We start from the raw sequence: 15,494 nt of genomic DNA, 5'->3' as shown, positions 1-15,494 counted from the left end.
GGCTTCGCTGTCCTTCAACCCCATGATGAAACGCTGGACCCTCCTCGCGTCTGCCCTCTCGCTGTGTGCCCTGCTGGCCGCCGGTTGCTCGACGCTCGACCAGCAGCAGCGCGAATGGATCTTCCAGCCCAGCGACAGCAGCTGGGGCAACACCGCCACCATGGCCAAGGGCATGGAAGACGTGTGGATCGATTTCCAGTCGCCCACCACCGGTGAGCCCGCTCGCCTGCACGGCCTGTGGCTGGGCAGCGCGCCCGAAACCACGGACACGCCCGTGCTGCTGTACCTGCACGGCGCCCGCTACAACGTGGCCGGTTCGGCGCCGCGCATCCAGCGCATGCACGAGCTGGGCTTCTCGGTGCTGGCCATCGACTACCGCGGCTTCGGCAAGAGCTCCAAGGGCCTGCCCTCTGAAGAATCGGCCCGCGAGGACGCCCGGGCCGCCTGGACCTGGCTGGCCGCGCGCCATCCCCGGCAGCATCGCTACATCTTCGGCCACTCGCTGGGCGGCGCCATCGGCATCGACCTGGCGGCGCACGTGAACGACGAGAGCGGCACCATCGTCGAGAGCACCTTCACCTCGATCGCCGACGTGGCGAGCAGCTTCAAGTGGGGCTGGCTGCCCTTCGGCCCGTTCATTACGCAGCGCTTCGAGGCCATCAACACCGTCAAGGACATCGGCGCGCCGCTGCTGGTGGTGCATGGCACGGCCGACAGCCTGATCAACCCCACGCTGGGCCGCAAGCTCTACGACGCGGCCACCGTGCCCAAGCTGTTCGTGCTGGTCGAAGGCGGCTCGCACCACAACACCAATTCGGTCGGCGAGGCGCAGTACCGCGCGGCGCTGACACAGCTGTTCCGCATGAAGCCCGAAGGCATGGTGGCGCGCAACCAGCCGAAGCTGTCGCCGCCTTCGCTGGCGCCGCAGGACGCGCACGGTGAGGCGCGCGCGAGCAGCGTGCCCGCGGCGATCTAGCTGCCCGGGCTGCGTTCGAAAAGACAAACCCTTTCGAACGCAATCCCGTATCAAGCCAGGTTGAAAGGCAGCTGCCGCAAAGGCTTGCCCGTCAGCTGCGCGACGGCATTGGCGAAAGCGGGTGCCAGCGGCGGCAGGCCAGGCTCCCCCATCCCCTTGGGTGCATCGGCGCTGGGCACGATGTGGATGTCGAACTCCGGCACCTGGGTGATGCGGGCCACGGTGAAGTCGCCGAAGTTGCCCTGCTGCACGACACCGTCCTTCAGCGTGATCGCGCTGCCTTGCAGGCAGGTCGACAGCCCCATCACCGCTGCGCCCTGCACCTGCGCTTCCACACTGCGCGGGTTGACGGCCAGGTTGCAGTGCACGCCGCTGGTCACGCGGTGCAGCACCGGCTGGCCGTCCTTGACCGAGGCTTCCACCACGTAGGCCACCACCGACTCGAAAGACTCGTGCACCGCCACGCCCCAGGCACGGCCGTCCGCCAGCTTCTTCTTGCCGTAGCCGCTCTTGTCGACGGCCAGCTGCAGCGCGGCGCGATGGCGCGGGTGCTTGTCGCCGAACAGCTGCATGCGGTAGGCCACCGGGTCCTGCTTCGTGCTGCGGGCGATCTCGTCGACGAGCGTCTCCATCACGAAGGCGGTGTGGGTGGAGCCCACGCTGCGCCACCACAGCACCGGCACGTTGACCTGCGGATGGTGCACCGTGAGGCGCATCGGCACGGGGTACGGATCGCGCATGCCCTCGACGGCGGTGGCGTCGATGCGGTCCTTCACCATCATCCCGGCGAACACCGTGCCCGAGGTGATGGACTGGCCCACGATGACGTGGTCCCACGCCAGGATCTTGCCGCGCTCGTCGAAACCGATGCGCGCGCGGTGCAGGTGCATGGGCCGGTAGTAGCCGCCCTTGATGTCGTCCTCGCGGCTCCACAGCAGGCGCACGGGCGCGTCGAGGCCCGCCGCGCGCGTGGCCTTGGCGATCTCGCAGGCCTCGACCACGAAGTCGCTCGAGCCCACGAAGCGCCGGCCGAAGCCGCCGCCCGCCATCTGCACGTTCACCTTCACCTGCGCAGGTTCGAGCTTCAGCGTGCGTGCCGCGGCCATGCCGTCGAGATCGGCGCTCTGGGTGCCGACCCACAGTTCGGCGCGCCCGTTCGACAGCTTCACAGTGCAGTTCAGCGGCTCCATCGGCGCATGCGCGAGGTACGGGAACACGAACTCGGCTTCCAGCTTGTGCGGCGCGGTGGCCAGCGGGGCCATGTCGGCGTCGAACTTGCGGCTGCCGGGCCGGCCGGCCATTTCGCGGTACTGGGCCAGCTGCTTGTCGCTGTCCACCTTTTCCACGGCGGCCGTGTCCCATTGCAGCTTCAGCGCGTCGCGGCCCAGCTTGGCCGGCCAGTAGCCGTCGGCCACCACGGCCACGCCTTCGGCACCGCGGTCCAGCGGAATGCGCACCACCGCCTTCACGCCCTTGACGGCGCGCGCAGCACTGTCGTCCACCGAAGCCAGGCGGGCGCCGAACACGGGCGGATGCGCCACCACGGCCGTGAGCTGACCCGGCAGCCGCACGTCGATGCCGAAGTCCTGCTTCCCGCTGCTCTTCGCACTTGCGTCCAGGCGCGTGGTTGCGCGGCCGATGATGCGGAAATTCTTGGGGTCCTTCAGCACGACCTTCTCGGGCACCGGCTGCGCCATCGCCGCCTCGGCCAGCTCGCCGTAGCCGAGCTTGCGGCCGCCCGGGCCCAGCACCGTGCCGGCCTGCGTGCGCAGCGTGGCCACGTCGACCTTCCAGCGCGCCGCCGCGGCCGACAGCAGCATCGCGCGGGCGCGGGCGCCGAGTTCGCGGTACTGCGTGAAGCTGTTCTTGATCGAATTGGAGCCGCCGGTCAGGTGCATGCCGAACAGCGGGTCTGCGTATGCCGCATCGTTCGTGCCGTTGCGGCTGCGCACCAGCGCCCAGTCGGCGTCCAGCTCCTCGGCCAGGATCATCGGCAGGCCGGTCTGCACGCCCTGGCCGAATTCGAGCCGGTTGATGGTCACCGTGACTTCGCCGCTGGGCGCGATCTGCACGAAGGCCGAGGGCTGCTGCGTCGGCTTGAGGCCGCCGGCCGCCGGCTTTGCGCCGTCGGCCTGCGCCATGGCCAAGTGAGGAAAGGCGCCGAGCACAAGGCCGCCGGCGCCGGCCATCTTGAGGAAGCTGCGGCGGGGCAGCGTGGCGGGCTCTTCGGCCGAAGCCTGGGCCATCAGGCGCTGCAGGGCGCGCGGCAGGTCGTGGTAGTCGATGGAGGGCAGCATGAGGACTCCTTCAGGCGAGGGTTCGGGCCGCATCGGCCACGGCGGCGCGGATGCGCGCATAGGTGCCGCAGCGGCAGATGTTGCCGGCCATGGCCGAGTCGATCTCGTCGGCACTGGGCTGCTTGCCCGCGGGGAGCGACTTCAGGAACGCGGTCGCGCTCATGATCTGGCCGCTCTGGCAGTAGCCGCACTGCGCGACGTCGTGCCGCACCCAGGCGGCGTGCACCGCGGCGCCAACCTTGTCGCTGCCGTCGGTGGCGGCCTCGATGGTGGTGATCTTCTTGCCTTCGGCCGCGGCAATGGGCGTGATGCACGAGCGGATGGCCTGGCCGTCCATGTGCACGGTACAGGCGCCGCACAGCGCGGCGCCGCAGCCGAACTTGGTGCCGGTCATGCCCAGCGTGTCGCGCAGGGCCCAGAGGATGGGGGTGCCGGGATCGGCATCGACCGTGTGTTCACGGCCATTGACGTGGAGCGCACTCATGTTCTTTTTCTCCGTGGGTGGGTTGAAATGATCGGGGTCTTATTCACTTGGCGCCGTCGAGCAGCCACTGGGCAAGCGACTGCAGGTCGGCATCGGGAACCTGGGCCTGTGGCGGCATCGGCATCGAGCCCCACTTGCCCGAGCTGCCGGCCTTGATGCTTGCGGCCAGCTGTGCGGCCGTGCCCTTGCCGTCGCCGTATTTGGCGCCGATGTCTTTCCAGGACGGGCCCACCACCTTGGTCGCGGGCTGGTGGCATGCGACGCATGAATACTTCTGCGCCAGTGCGGTACTGGCGACAGCATGGGCAGGCCACGCGGCACTCACGCCGATGGCCAGCGCCGCAACGAGCGAGGCGGAGATGCGGTCCATGCCGCGAAGCGGGTTGCGTTCGTCGTGGGTCATTTCTTCTTTCATCGTGTGGGTCGGGAGCGGTCCTCGCGCCACGCGCGGCAGGACACCACGGGGGCCAGTGTCCGACGAAGCGCCCGCCGCCACTTGCCCAATCCGCGCGCGTTCTTGCCTGAAACAACGAGACTGCGCTGGAAACGCCTGTGGTACAGAATGCCCCGGCTAGACTTTTGCGCAAGCAGCCGAAAGGATTCAGATGGAAGCGCTACCGCCGACGCAGCAAGACGAATCGGCCGTCCTTCGGGCCTTGGCCGCGGCCGTCGGGCGCATTGCCGGAAACGACGGCGACCACGCCACCGCCATTCCCGAACTCTCGCTGCACCGTCGCAGTGCCGCGACCGAACCCCTGCATTGCATCTACGGCTTCGGCCTGGGGATCACGGTCGGCGGACAGAAGCGCGCGGCGCTCGGCGAGGAGATCTTCGAATACGGCGCCGGGCAATCGCTGCTCATCACGGCCGACCTCCCCGTCGTGGCGCACGTCACCCGCGCCAGTGCGGCGCAGCCTTTTCTGGGCCTCATGCTCAAGCTCGATGCGCGCGCCGTCGTGCAGGTGGCGACCGAGATGGCATTGCCCCTGCCCGCCAAGGAGCCCCACAACCATCGCGCACTGTCGCTGGGCGCGCTCGACCCGACGCTGCTCGGCACCGTCACGCGCCTCGTCGAACTGCTGGCCGAGCCCCGACTCGTTCCCCAGCTCGTGCCATTGCTGCAAAAGGAAATCGTCGTGCGGCTGCTCGCCGGGCGCCACGGCCCGCAACTGCAGCGCCTCGTGACTGTGGGCTCGCCGAGCCAGCAGGTGGCGCAGAGCCTGGCGTGGCTCAAGATGAACTTCACCAAGCCCCTGCTGGCGGACGACCTGGCCGCGTCCGCGCACATGAGCCCGTCGACCTTCCGCGAACATTTCCGGGCTGTGACCGGCATGAGCCCAATGCAGTACCTCAAGCAGCTGCGCCTGCAGGAAGCCCGGCAGCTGATGCTGAACCAGGGCATCGACGCGGGCACGGCGGGCGGGCGCGTGGGCTACGAAAGCGCCTCGCAGTTCAGCCGCGAATACGCGCGCCTCTTCGGTGCGCCGCCGCTGCGCGACATCCGGCGGATGCGGGACGCGACCATCGTCGCTTGAACGCTGCGCTGCCGGACGGCAGCGCCATTTGCTACCCTCGACGCATGCCCCCCAGCTTCGCACCGGCAGGCGCCGCGCCTGCCCCCGCTTCCTTCGTTCCCCCGCGCTACATCGCGCTCGCCGGCCCCACCGCCTCCGGCAAGACCGCCGTGGCCCTGGCCGTGGCCCGGCAGCAGCCGGTCGAGATCGTCAGCGTCGACTCGGCGCTGGTCTACCGCGGCATGGACATCGGCACCGCCAAGCCCACCGCGGCCGAGCAGGCCGCTGTGCCGCACCACCTGATCGACATCCTCGATGCGCGCGAAAGCTACAGCGCCGCCGCTTTCGTGGCCGACGCGACGCGGCTCATCGATGTGATCCGCGCGCGCGGCGCGTTGCCGCTGCTGGTGGGCGGCACCATGCTGTACTTCAAGGCGCTGTTCGACGGCATCGACGCCATGCCCGCGGCCGATGCAGCGGTGCGTGCGCGCATCGATGCGGAGGCCGCCACGCTCGGCTGGCCGGCCATGCACGCGCGGCTCGCGCAGGTCGACCCGGTCACGGCCGCACGGCTCGCGCCGCAGGACAGCCAGCGCATCCAGCGCGCACTCGAAGTGTGGGAGAGCAGCGGCCGGCCGCTGTCGAGCTTTCATGCGAGCGACAACAAGACCGCCAAGGCCGTCGAAGGCGGCGTGCTGTTCTCCCTCGAGCCGACCGACCGCGCCTGGCTGCACGCGCGCATCGCCGAGCGTTTCGACGCGATGCTGGCAGCCGGCTTTCTCGACGAGGTGAAGGCGCTGCGCGCGCGCGGCGACCTGTCTACCGAGCTGCCCTCGATGCGCTGCGTCGGCTACCGGCAGGCGTGGGAAACGCTCGTTGCCTGCGGCAACGCGGCGCCCTCCACCAAGGCCATGGCCGAGCTGCGCGAGCGCGGCATCGCCGCCACGCGCCAGCTTGCCAAGCGGCAGATCACCTGGCTGCGCAGCATGCCGCAGCGCACCGTGATCGCCTGCGATGCCCCCGACGCGGTGCAGACCGCCGTTCAACTGATTGCAAAGACCACAAGCCCCGGATGACGCTGCGCATTACCAACCTCGGCAAGCACTACGGCGATGCGCCGGTCTTCGAGAACGTGACGCTCGCCGTCGAGCCGGGCGAGTTCGTCGCCGTCGTGGGCGAGTCGGGCGTCGGCAAGTCGACGCTGCTCAACTGCATGGCCGGCCTCGACAGCTGGGACCAGGGCACGGTGACGCACGACGGCACCGACATCGGCGCGCTCGACGGCGAAGCCTGCGCGCTCTGGCGGCGGAGGCACGTCGGCTTCGTGTTCCAAGCCTTTCATGTGCTGCCGCACCTCGATGTGGCGCAGAACGTGTCGCTGCCGCTGATGCTGCTGGGCCAGCAGCAGAAGGACGACGGCCGCGTCGACCACATGCTCGAATCGGTCGGCCTGCCCGGCATGGGCGCGCGGCTGCCGCAGACGCTGTCGGGCGGCCAGCTGCAGCGCGTGGCGATTGCGCGCGCGCTGGTGCACCGCCCCGCCCTGCTGCTGGCCGACGAGCCCACGGGCAACCTCGATCCGTCCACCGCCGCGAAGGTGATGGAGCTGCTGATCGGCCAGACGCGCGAGCACGGTGCGTCGCTGGTTCTGGTGACGCATTCAGAGAGCGCAGCGGCCCGGGCCGACCGCCTGCTGCACCTGACGGCCGGCGGAATCCGCGCCTGAACTACTGCGGTGCGATCAGCGCGGCGTAGCGCGACAAGTCGACGTTGCCGCCGCTGACGACGATGCCCACGCGCTGGCCGGCAATCGCTTTGCCCGCCGCAATAGCGCCTGCAAAAGCGAGGCAGCCGGTCGGCTCCACCACCATCTTCATGCGCTCGGCGAAGAAGCGCATCGCATCGACGAGCTGCCCGTCGGTGACGGTGAAGATGTCGTCCACGTCGCGGCGGATGATGCCGAAGGTGTACTCGCCCAGGTGCTGCGTCTGCGCGCCGTCGGCGATGGTCTTCGGCGTTTCGATGTGCACGATCTTCCCCGCGCGGAACGACTGCTGGCCGTCGTTGCCTGCCTCGGGCTCGACGCCATAGACCTTGCAGTCCGGCGCCAGCGCGCGCGCCGACAGCGCCGAACCCGACAGCAGCCCGCCGCCGCCCAGGCATACAAACAGGTGGTCGAGCGGGCCCGTTTCCTCGATCAGTTCCTTCACCGCCGTGCCCTGCCCCGTGAGCACGTCGGGATGGTCGTAGGGCGGGATCATCGTCATGCCGCGCTCCTGCGCGAGCCGCTTCGTCAGCGCCTCGCGGTCTTCGGTGAAGCGGTCGTACATCACCACTTCGGCACCGTAGCCCTTGGTGGCGGCGACCTTGGCGGCGGGTGCGTCCTTGGGCATGACGATCACCGCCGGCATCGACAGCAGGCGCGCCGACAGCGCGATGGCCTGCGCATGGTTGCCCGACGAGAACGCGATCACGCCGCCCTTGCGCTGCGCGGCATCGAACTTCGACAGCGCGTTGAACGCGCCGCGAAACTTGAACGCGCCCATGCGCTGGAAGTTCTCGCACTTGAAGAAGAACTCGGCGCCCCAGCGTTCATTGGCGGTGGCCGAGCGCAGCACCGGCGTGCGGTGGGCATGGCCTTCGAGCCGCGCGGCCGCGGCGATGACGTCGTCGTAGGTAGGTAGTTGCATGGGGCGAGCTTAGCGGGGGCTCGTGTTTTTTTGCAGCCCCGATGGGTAAAAACCCGGGACGCACGCTCGTGCAATTTCGGTACTCTGTATACAGAGTTCAAAGAAAGCCGCCATGCCCGCCCAGCTCCTCAGCATCGAAGCCACTCCCGATCTCGTCGACCAGGTCTACCGCGCCCTGCTCGGCGCCATCAGCGGCGGCACGCTCGCGCCGGGCGAGCGCATCACGCAGGAAGACATCGCACAACGCCTCTCGGTGTCTCGCCAGCCCGTGCTCCAGGCGCTGCGGCTGCTCAAGAAAGACGGCTTCGTGCGCGATGCGCCCGGCCGCGGCGTGCTGGTGACGCCGCTCGAAGCCGAGGCGATGCGCCAGGTCTATCAGGTGCGTGGCGCGCTCGACGTGCTGGCCGCACGGCTCGCGGCGCGCCAGCGCTTTCGCATCGACCCGAAGCTCATCGAGCGCGGACGGCGCGCCGCGCGCGGGCGCAACGTCGAAGCCATGATCGATGCGGACGTGGCCTTTCACCAGGCCATCTACGAGGCCTCGGGCAACCCGCTGATCGGCCAGAGCGCCGCCCCGCACTGGCGCCACCTGCGCCGCGCGATGGGTGCGGTGCTGCAGGCCGAGCCGCAGCGCGAAACGCTGTGGGACGAGCACGAGGCCATCGCCAACGCCATCGCCGCCGGCAACGCCGATCGCGCGGCGCGCCTGAGCGAAGAACACGTCTCGCGGGCCAGCGAGGCATTGAGCGAACGGCTCGCGCAGCAACTGGCGCGCGCCGCAACCACCACCCCGACCACCCCGCAGAAAAAAGGAAACAAGGCATGAAGCTGACCCCCGAGCAACGCGCGCAATTCGAGCGCGACGGCTATCTGTTCTTTCCCGGCCATTTCTCGGCTGAAGAAACCAAGGTGCTGACAGACGCGGTGCCCGATCTCTACAGCAAGCGCGAAGCCTTCAACGTGCGCGAGAAAGGCTCCGACGCCGTGCGCACGAACTTCGCCGCGCACCTCATCAGCGAGCCCTTCGCCCGGCTTGCGCGCCACCCGCGCATGGTCGGCCCGGTGAGCGATCTCTTCGACGAAGAGGTCTACATGCACCAGTTCAAGATCAACGGCAAGATGGCTTTCGAGGGCGACGTGTGGCAGTGGCACCAGGACTACGGCACCTGGCTCAACGACGACCTCATGCCCACCGAGCGCGCGATGAACGTCGCGATCTTTCTGGACGAGGTGAACGAGCACAACGGCCCGCTGATGTTCATTCCGGGCAGCCACCGCAAGGGCGTGGTCGATGCGAAGCATGACCTCACGACCACGAGCTACCCGCTGTGGACCGTGGACAACGACCTGATCCGCCAACTGGTCGACCGCGCGGGCGGCAGGCACGGCGGCATCGTCTCGCCCAAGGGGCCGGCCGGTTCGATGATCCTGTTCCACAGCTGCCTGGTGCATGCATCGGGCAGCAACCTCTCGCCCTTCAACCGCGTGGCGGTGTACCTGAGCCTGTGCGCGGTCAGCAACCACATCCGGCGCCACAAGCGGCCCGAGTTCATCGCGCACCGGAACTTCACGCCCATCGAGATGCTGCCCGACGACTGCCTGCTGAAGCCCTACCCGGTCGAGGTGCCGTGGAAGAACGGCCTGCCCGAGAGCGCATTGCGCACCTCGCTCGACGTGCTCGACACCATGGAGGCCTGAACGACATGAGCCTGCACACCCGCCTGCAACAGCGCGCCGCCGAAGGCCGCCCCATCCGCATCGGCCTGATCGGCGCCGGCAAGTTCGGCGCGATGTACCTCGCGCAGATTCCGCGCACGCCCGGCGTCCAGCTGGTCGCCATCGCCGACCTTTCGCCCTACGCGGCCCGCGTCAATCTCGAACGCGTGGGCTGGAAGGCCGAGCGTGCCGCCGCAGCCTCGGTGCAGGAGGCGCTGAAGCACGGCACCACCTGGATCACCGACGACTGGCAGGCCGTGACGCGCGAACCCTCGATCGACATCGTGGTCGAGTGCACGGGCAACCCCATCGCGGCGGTGGACCACTGCCTCGACGCCTTCGCGCACGGCAAGCATGTGGTCAACGTGACGGTCGAGGCCGACGCCTTCTGCGGGCCGCTGCTCGCTCACAAGGCACGGCAGGCCGGCGTGATCTATTCGCTGGCCTTCGGCGACCAGCCCGCGCTGATCTGCGACCTGGTCGACTGGGCGCGCACCTGCGGCTTTCCGGTGGTGGCGGCCGGGCGCGGCCACAAGTGGCTGCCGCACTTCACCGAATCGACGCCCGAGACCGTGTGGGGCAACTACGGCCTCACGCCCGAGCAGGCAAAGCGCGGCGGTCTCAACCCGAAGATGTTCAACAGCTTTCTCGACGGCTCCAAGCCTTCCATCGAAAGCTCGGCAGTCGCCAACGCCACCGGCCTCACCGTGCCTTCGGACGGGCTGCTCTATCCGCCCGCGAGCGTGGAAGACATTCCGTTCGTCACGCGGCCGAAGAGCGAGGGCGGCGTGCTGGAGCGCAAGGGCATGGTCGAGGTCGTTTCCTCGCTCGAAGCCGATGGCCGCAAGATCCCGTACGACATCCGCATGGGCGTGTGGGTCACGGTCGAGGCCGAGAGCGACTACATCAGGAACTGCTTCGAGGAATACAACGCTCACACCGACCCCAGCGGGCGCTACTTCACGCTTTACAAGCGCTGGCACCTGATCGGGCTCGAAGTCGGCATGTCGGTGGCCAGCGTGGCGCTGCGCGGCGAACCCACTGGCGTCGCCACCTGCTGGAACGCCGACGTGGTCGCCACCGCCAAGCGCGACCTCGCGGCGGGCGAGATGCTCGACGGCGAAGGCGGCTACACGGTCTGGGGCAAGCTGCTGCCGGCGGAGCGTTCGCTGCGCCTGGGCGGCCTGCCGCTCGGGCTGGCGCACAACGTCAAGCTGGTGCGCCCGGTGAAGAAGGGCCAGAGCCTGAGCTGGGCCGACGTGGCGATCGACACGACGACCGCGGCCTACAAGCTGCGCGGCGAGATGGAGGCGATGTTCGCGCCTTCGGTGCGGGCCAGGGCGGCCTGAAGGAGCGACGAAGCATTGCGCCAAGCGGCGATCGCGTAAAAAATCTTCTGCTCGGCACGTTACCCGTGTCGAAATGACCGCCGGCGGGCCGTCATTGTGGTGAGCGATCTTGCTCAACAACCTTTTCCATGACGGAGAGACACCATGCAGTACATGTTGATGTTTTATCAGCCCGCGGCCGAATTCGAACAACGCGACGATGCGTCCTCGCAGGCCTACCGGGCCAGTTGGGTCGCGTATGCCGACGCCGTGCGCCAGGCCGGCATTTCGCTCGGCGGCCACGGCCTTTTCCCGCCCATGACCGGCACCACGCTGCGCGTGCGCGGCGACAAGCGCCAGGTGCAGGACGGCCCCTTCGCCGACACCAAGGAGCAGCTCGGCGGCTACTTCGTGGTCGACGTGCCCGACATCGACGCCGCACTCGAATGGGCGGCCCGTGCGCCTTGCGCGACCAGTGGCGGAGTGGAGATCCGCCCCGTCTTCATGGCCACGGCCGTAGCCACAGCATGAATGAGCCGGCGGCTCGCCAGGCCGCCGAGCGTGCGGTGCGCGATTCGTACGGGCGGCTGCTGGCCATCCTGTCGGCGCGCACGCACGACATCGCCGCGTCGGAAGACGCATTGGCCGACGCCTTCGCGCGGGCACTCGAGCGCTGGCCGGTCGATGGCATTCCCGCGCAGCCCGATGCGTGGCTGCTGAGCGTGGCGCGGCACCGCAAGCTCGACGCCTGGCGCCACACCCGCGTGCAGGATGCGGCCACGCAAAGCCTGATGCTGCTGGCCGGCGAGGTCGACGAAGGCACCACCGACGGCGCGGCCGTGCCCGACGAGCGGCTGCGCCTGCTCTTCGTGTGCGCGCATCCGGCCATCGACGCGGCCGCGCGCGCACCGCTGATGCTGCAGACCGTGCTCGGGCTCGACGCCGCGCGCATGGCCGGCGCCTTCCTCACCGCGCCGGCCACGCTCGGCCAGCGGTTGGTGCGCGCCAAGGCCCGCATCCGCGCGGCCGGCATTCCCTTCGAATATCCGCAAGCGCGCGACCTGCCGCAGCGGCTGCAGGACGTGCTCGACGGCATCTACGCCGCCTACGGCACCGGCTGGGACGACGTGGACGGCGCCGACGCCCTGCCCTGCGGCCTCACGGCCGAAGCCATCGACCTCTGCCGCATCCTCTGCAGCCTGATGCCGGACGAGCCCGAGCCGCTCGGCCTGCTCGCGCTGATGCTGTTCTGCGAGGCCCGCACGGCGGCGCGCCGCAATGATGCCGGCGCCTATGTGCCCCTCGACCAGCAGGACATCACGCGCTGGAACCACGAACTGCTCGCGCAAGCCGAACACCATCTGCGGCTTGCCTGCGCCATGCAGTCGCTCGGCGCCTACCAGCTGGAGGCGGCAATCCAGTCGGCACACTGCGAGCGCCGCGCTGGCGCACCGGTGCCACCCGAAACACTGGTGGCCCTGTACGAGGGCCTGCTGGCGCTGCGGCCGAGCGTCGGCGCGCAGGTCAGCCGCGCCTGCGCACTTGCCAACGCACGCGGACCGGAAACCGGCCTGCGGGCACTCGATGCCATAGCAGCCAACGAGGTGACGAACTACCAGCCCTTCTGGGCGGCGCGCGCCCATCTGCTCGCGGCTGGCGGTGCACGGGCGGCGGCGCGGCAGGCGTATGACCGGGCCATCGGGCTCAGCGCCAGCGCGGTGGTGCGCGCGTACCTGCATGCGATGTCGGACCGGCTCTGAGCGGCCGGCTCTTCATCAACGCCGCCGCCACTCCCGCGGCGCGGCCACCGGCTCCGTCTCGCGCACCGGCCGCTTCGATCCGCGCTCGCCGCGACAATCGACCCATGCGCGCATTGCTCACCACTTTCTCCTGGCAGGAACTCCGCCATCACCCCTGGCGCAATGCGGCGGCCGTGCTGGCGGTGATGCTGGGCGTGGCGCTGGCCTTCTCGGTGCAGCTGATCAATGCGTCGGCGCTCGACGAGTTCGCGAGCGCGGTGCGCTCGGTCAACGGCCAGCCCGACCTGGAAGTGCGCGCCGTGCAGGGCGGCTTCGACGAGGCCGTGTTCGCGCGACTGGCCCGTCATCCGCAGGTGGCGCTGGCGAGCCCGGTGGTCGAGTTTCCGGGCCTGGCGCTGGCGAGCGGGCGACAGGTGCCGATGCGCGTGATCGGCGTCGATGCGCTGGTGCTGCCGGCCATCGCTCCGGCGCTGATGCCTCAGGCCGCAGCCGGCGCCGATCGCTTCGCGCTGTTCGCGCCGGGCCATGTGTTTCTCAACACCGCGGCGCGCACCGCGCTGGGCCTGCCCACGCAAGCGCCTGGCGGCGGCGTCGTGGAGACGATGCAACTGCGCAGCGGCGATGCCTGGCAGCGGCTCGACGTGTCCGGCCACGTCGCCGCCAGCGGCTCGGCGCTCGCGGTGATGGACATTGGGGCCGCGCAGGAGTTGTTCGGCCAGATCGGCCGGCTCGACCGCATCGATCTTCGGCTGGCGCCCGGTACCGACAGGGCCGCCTTCATGGCCTCGCTGCAGCAGTCGCCGGGCTGGCCCGCGGGCGTGCAGTTCGCCGAACCCGGCGATGCGGCCGAGCGCGTGAGCAACCTGTCGCGCGCCTATCGAGTGAACCTCACGGTGCTGGCGCTGGTGGCGCTGTTCACGGGCGCGTTCCTCGTGTTCTCGGTGCTGGCGCTCAGCGTGGCCAAGCGTGCGCAGCAGTTCGCGCTGCTCGGCGTGCTGGGCCTGACGCCGCGCGAGCGGCTGCGGCTGGTGCTGGCCGAATCGCTGGTGCTGGGCCTGATCGGCAGCGTGGCCGGCCTTGCGCTGGGCACGGCGCTCGCGGCTTTTGCGCTGCGCGTCCTGGGCGGCGATCTCGGTGGCGGGTATTTCGAAGGCGTGGCGCCCACGCTGCACTGGAGCGCTGGCGCGGCATTGCTGTACGGCGGGCTCGGCGTGCTGGCCGCGCTGGTCGGCGGCTGGTGGCCCGCGCGTGCGGCGCAGGCGCTGCCCGAGGCGCAGACGCTCAAGGGCCTGGGCGCGGCGCCCGCGCAGGGCAACAGCCACTGGCTCGCGCTCGGGCTGATCGCGCTCGGCGCGGTGCTGGCCAATGTGCCGGCCATCGGCGGCATTCCGGTGGCGGCCTACCTGTCGGTGGCCTGCCTGCTGGTGGGCGGCATCACCGCGCTGCCCTGGCTGATCGCGCTGCTGTACGACCGCGTGGCGCCGATGTTCGCGCAGCGCGTGCTGCCGATGCTGGCCATCGAGCGCGCCCGCCGCATGCGCGGCACGGCCGCGGTGGCGGTCAGCGGCGTGGTCGCGAGCCTGAGCCTGGCGGTCGCGCTGACGGTGATGGTCGCGAGCTTTCGCGATTCGGTGACGCACTGGCTCGACGTGGTGCTGCCGGCCGACCTGTATGTGCGTGCCACCTCGGGCGGGCGCGGCGGCAACAGCGGCAACAGCAGCAGCACAGACACAGCGACCTTTTCACCGGCCTTCGTGCAGTCGTTGGCGCAACTGCCCGGCGTGGCGCGCACCGGCACGCTGCGCACGCAATCGCTGCGGCTGGATGCAACGCGTCCCGCAGTGACGCTGATCGCGCGCAGCCTGGAAGGCGGCGCAACGCAGTCGCAGCCGCTGATCGGCGCCGCGCTGCCGGTGCCCGAGGGGCAGATCGGCATCTACGTGAGCGAGCCGATGGTGGAGCTGTATGGCGCGAAGCCGGGCACGGTGTTTACGCCGCTGTCGGCTGCGATGGGCATGCCGGCGGGCTCGGGAAAGGCGCAGGCCTTCTTCGTGGCGGGCGTGTGGCGCGACTATGCGCGGCAGTTCGGCGCGATCACGATGGATGCGCGGGACTTCGAGCGCATCACCGGCGAGCGCAACGTGAGCGACGTGGCGCTGTGGCTGGCGCCCGGTGCGCCGGAGGGCGAGGTGCAGGCCGCGGTGCGCGCGCTGGCGGCGCGCCAGGGCGGCTCGTCGGCCGGGTCGGTCGAGATCGCATCGGTGGGGCAGATCCGCGCGACCTCGCTGCGCATCTTCGACCGGAGCTTTGCGGTGACCTACTGGCTGCAGGCGGTGGCGATCGCCATCGGGCTGTTCGGCATTGCCGCGAGCTTCAGCGCGCAGGTGCTGGCGCGGCGCAAGGAATTCGGATTGCTCGCGCACCTGGGCTTCACGCGGTGGCAGGTGCTGGCGGTGGTGGCCGGCGAAGGTGCGGCCTGGACGGCCATCGGCGCCGTCGCGGGTCTGGGGCTGGGGCTGGCGGTGTCGGTGGTGCTCGTGAAGGTCGTGAACCCGCAGAGCTTCCACTGGAGCATGGACCTGCTGGTGCCGTGGCTGCGGCTGCTGACGCTATGCGGCGCGGTGGTAGTGGCGGGAACCGTCACTGCCTGGCTGGCGGGACGGGCCGCCGCCAGCAAGGACGTGGTGCTGGCCGTGAAGGAAGACTGGTAGCTCGGGCGCTCCATGGGC

The 15,494-nt window shown here is 69.8% G+C and carries 14 protein-coding genes; 10 read left to right on the top strand and 4 right to left on the bottom strand.

Features of this window, described 5'->3' with window-relative positions:
• Nucleotides 1–25 precede the first annotated feature (25 nt).
• On the top strand, nt 26–976 hold the full coding sequence (locus ASC92_RS05280) for an alpha/beta hydrolase (RefSeq protein WP_414820392.1): 951 nt from the start codon (nt 26–28) through the stop codon (nt 974–976).
• A gap of 50 nt (nt 977–1,026) precedes the next feature.
• Here the strand turns inward: ASC92_RS05280 and ASC92_RS05275 are convergent, their stop codons facing one another.
• From ASC92_RS05275 to ASC92_RS05265, 3 genes are read right to left on the bottom strand one after another with little or no spacing between them, the layout of a single operon-like run.
• A complete protein-coding gene (locus ASC92_RS05275) occupies nt 1,027–3,273 on the bottom strand; it encodes a xanthine dehydrogenase family protein molybdopterin-binding subunit (protein ID WP_056511224.1) in 2,247 nt (748 codons plus the stop codon).
• Nucleotides 3,274–3,283: 10 nt separating this feature from the next.
• Nucleotides 3,284–3,757 carry a (2Fe-2S)-binding protein gene (locus ASC92_RS05270; protein ID WP_056511219.1) on the bottom strand — a complete coding sequence of 158 codons (474 nt, stop codon included), beginning with the start codon at nt 3,755–3,757 and terminating at the stop codon, nt 3,284–3,286.
• Between the two features lie 43 nt (nt 3,758–3,800).
• Nucleotides 3,801–4,160 carry a c-type cytochrome gene (locus tag ASC92_RS05265; protein ID WP_321164575.1) on the bottom strand — a complete coding sequence of 120 codons (360 nt, stop codon included), beginning with the start codon at nt 4,158–4,160 and terminating at the stop codon, nt 3,801–3,803.
• A gap of 202 nt (nt 4,161–4,362) precedes the next feature.
• On the opposite strand from ASC92_RS05265, the gene ASC92_RS05260 reads away from it, so the two are divergent.
• The 3 genes from ASC92_RS05260 to ASC92_RS05250 are packed head-to-tail and all read left to right on the top strand — an operon-like array spanning nt 4,363 to nt 6,997.
• Nucleotides 4,363–5,292: an AraC family transcriptional regulator gene (locus ASC92_RS05260; RefSeq protein ID WP_056511214.1), complete on the top strand. Its 930-nt coding sequence runs from the start codon at nt 4,363–4,365 to the stop codon at nt 5,290–5,292.
• 44 nt (nt 5,293–5,336) lie between these two features.
• Nucleotides 5,337–6,347, top strand: coding sequence for a tRNA (adenosine(37)-N6)-dimethylallyltransferase MiaA (gene miaA, locus ASC92_RS05255; protein WP_056511212.1), 1,011 nt, complete (start codon nt 5,337–5,339; stop codon nt 6,345–6,347).
• Complete coding sequence (locus ASC92_RS05250; RefSeq protein ID WP_056511209.1) at nt 6,344–6,997, top strand: ABC transporter ATP-binding protein; 654 nt, start codon at nt 6,344–6,346, stop codon at nt 6,995–6,997. Before miaA ends, ASC92_RS05250 begins: the two co-directional genes overlap by 4 nt.
• 1 nt (nt 6,998) lies before the next feature.
• Here ASC92_RS05250 and ASC92_RS05245 read toward each other — a convergent pair whose 3' ends face one another.
• Entirely contained in the window at nt 6,999–7,961 is a 963-nt protein-coding gene (locus ASC92_RS05245; protein ID WP_056511208.1) for a threo-3-hydroxy-L-aspartate ammonia-lyase, read from the bottom strand.
• 112 nt (nt 7,962–8,073) lie between these two features.
• Here ASC92_RS05245 and ASC92_RS05240 point away from each other — a divergent pair, with 112 nt between their 5' ends.
• From ASC92_RS05240 to ASC92_RS05215, 6 genes are all read left to right on the top strand, one after another.
• Entirely contained in the window at nt 8,074–8,787 is a 714-nt protein-coding gene (locus ASC92_RS05240; RefSeq protein ID WP_056511202.1) for a GntR family transcriptional regulator, read from the top strand.
• The gene (locus tag ASC92_RS05235; RefSeq protein WP_056511197.1) at nt 8,784–9,659 is read left to right on the top strand and encodes a phytanoyl-CoA dioxygenase family protein; all 876 of its coding nucleotides are present in this window, start codon (nt 8,784–8,786) and stop codon (nt 9,657–9,659) included. Before ASC92_RS05240 ends, ASC92_RS05235 begins: the two co-directional genes overlap by 4 nt.
• A gap of 5 nt (nt 9,660–9,664) precedes the next feature.
• Nucleotides 9,665–11,026 (top strand): NAD(P)H-dependent oxidoreductase, encoded by a 1,362-nt coding sequence (locus ASC92_RS05230; protein ID WP_056511196.1) that lies wholly within the window; start codon nt 9,665–9,667, stop codon nt 11,024–11,026.
• Nucleotides 11,027–11,170: 144 nt separating this feature from the next.
• The gene (locus tag ASC92_RS05225) at nt 11,171–11,536 is read left to right on the top strand and encodes a YciI family protein (RefSeq protein WP_056511191.1); all 366 of its coding nucleotides are present in this window, start codon (nt 11,171–11,173) and stop codon (nt 11,534–11,536) included.
• Nucleotides 11,533–12,765 (top strand): RNA polymerase sigma factor, encoded by a 1,233-nt coding sequence (locus ASC92_RS05220; protein WP_056511188.1) that lies wholly within the window; start codon nt 11,533–11,535, stop codon nt 12,763–12,765. The genes ASC92_RS05225 and ASC92_RS05220 overlap by 4 nt, the downstream gene beginning before the upstream one ends.
• Before the next feature lie 104 nt (nt 12,766–12,869).
• Nucleotides 12,870–15,476, top strand: a complete 2,607-nt coding sequence (locus ASC92_RS05215) for an FtsX-like permease family protein (protein WP_056511185.1) — start codon at nt 12,870–12,872, stop codon at nt 15,474–15,476.
• Nucleotides 15,477–15,494: the final 18 nt, after the last annotated feature.

The sequence above is a fragment of the Variovorax sp. Root411 genome, assembly GCF_001425205.1.
Lineage (GTDB): Bacteria > Pseudomonadota > Gammaproteobacteria > Burkholderiales > Burkholderiaceae_C > Variovorax.
The sequence above is the reverse complement of the archived record's forward strand: the minus strand, read 5'-3'. Positions and strand labels throughout refer to the sequence as shown.

Excerpts from the sequence above, each read along its gene's own strand:
- ASC92_RS05280 (WP_414820392.1), top strand. The coding sequence starts at position 26 with ATGAAACGCTGGACCCTCCTCGCGTCTGCCCTCTCGCTGTGTGCCCTG.
- ASC92_RS05275 (WP_056511224.1), bottom strand. The coding sequence starts at position 3,273 with ATGCTGCCCTCCATCGACTACCACGACCTGCCGCGCGCCCTGCAGCGC.
- ASC92_RS05270 (WP_056511219.1), bottom strand. The coding sequence starts at position 3,757 with ATGAGTGCGCTCCACGTCAATGGCCGTGAACACACGGTCGATGCCGAT.
- ASC92_RS05265 (WP_321164575.1), bottom strand. The coding sequence starts at position 4,160 with ATGACCCACGACGAACGCAACCCGCTTCGCGGCATGGACCGCATCTCC.
- ASC92_RS05260 (WP_056511214.1), top strand. The coding sequence starts at position 4,363 with ATGGAAGCGCTACCGCCGACGCAGCAAGACGAATCGGCCGTCCTTCGG.
- miaA (WP_056511212.1), top strand. The coding sequence starts at position 5,337 with ATGCCCCCCAGCTTCGCACCGGCAGGCGCCGCGCCTGCCCCCGCTTCC.
- ASC92_RS05250 (WP_056511209.1), top strand. The coding sequence starts at position 6,344 with ATGACGCTGCGCATTACCAACCTCGGCAAGCACTACGGCGATGCGCCG.
- ASC92_RS05245 (WP_056511208.1), bottom strand. The coding sequence starts at position 7,961 with ATGCAACTACCTACCTACGACGACGTCATCGCCGCGGCCGCGCGGCTC.
- ASC92_RS05240 (WP_056511202.1), top strand. The coding sequence starts at position 8,074 with ATGCCCGCCCAGCTCCTCAGCATCGAAGCCACTCCCGATCTCGTCGAC.
- ASC92_RS05235 (WP_056511197.1), top strand. The coding sequence starts at position 8,784 with ATGAAGCTGACCCCCGAGCAACGCGCGCAATTCGAGCGCGACGGCTAT.
- ASC92_RS05230 (WP_056511196.1), top strand. The coding sequence starts at position 9,665 with ATGAGCCTGCACACCCGCCTGCAACAGCGCGCCGCCGAAGGCCGCCCC.
- ASC92_RS05225 (WP_056511191.1), top strand. The coding sequence starts at position 11,171 with ATGCAGTACATGTTGATGTTTTATCAGCCCGCGGCCGAATTCGAACAA.
- ASC92_RS05220 (WP_056511188.1), top strand. The coding sequence starts at position 11,533 with ATGAATGAGCCGGCGGCTCGCCAGGCCGCCGAGCGTGCGGTGCGCGAT.
- ASC92_RS05215 (WP_056511185.1), top strand. The coding sequence starts at position 12,870 with ATGCGCGCATTGCTCACCACTTTCTCCTGGCAGGAACTCCGCCATCAC.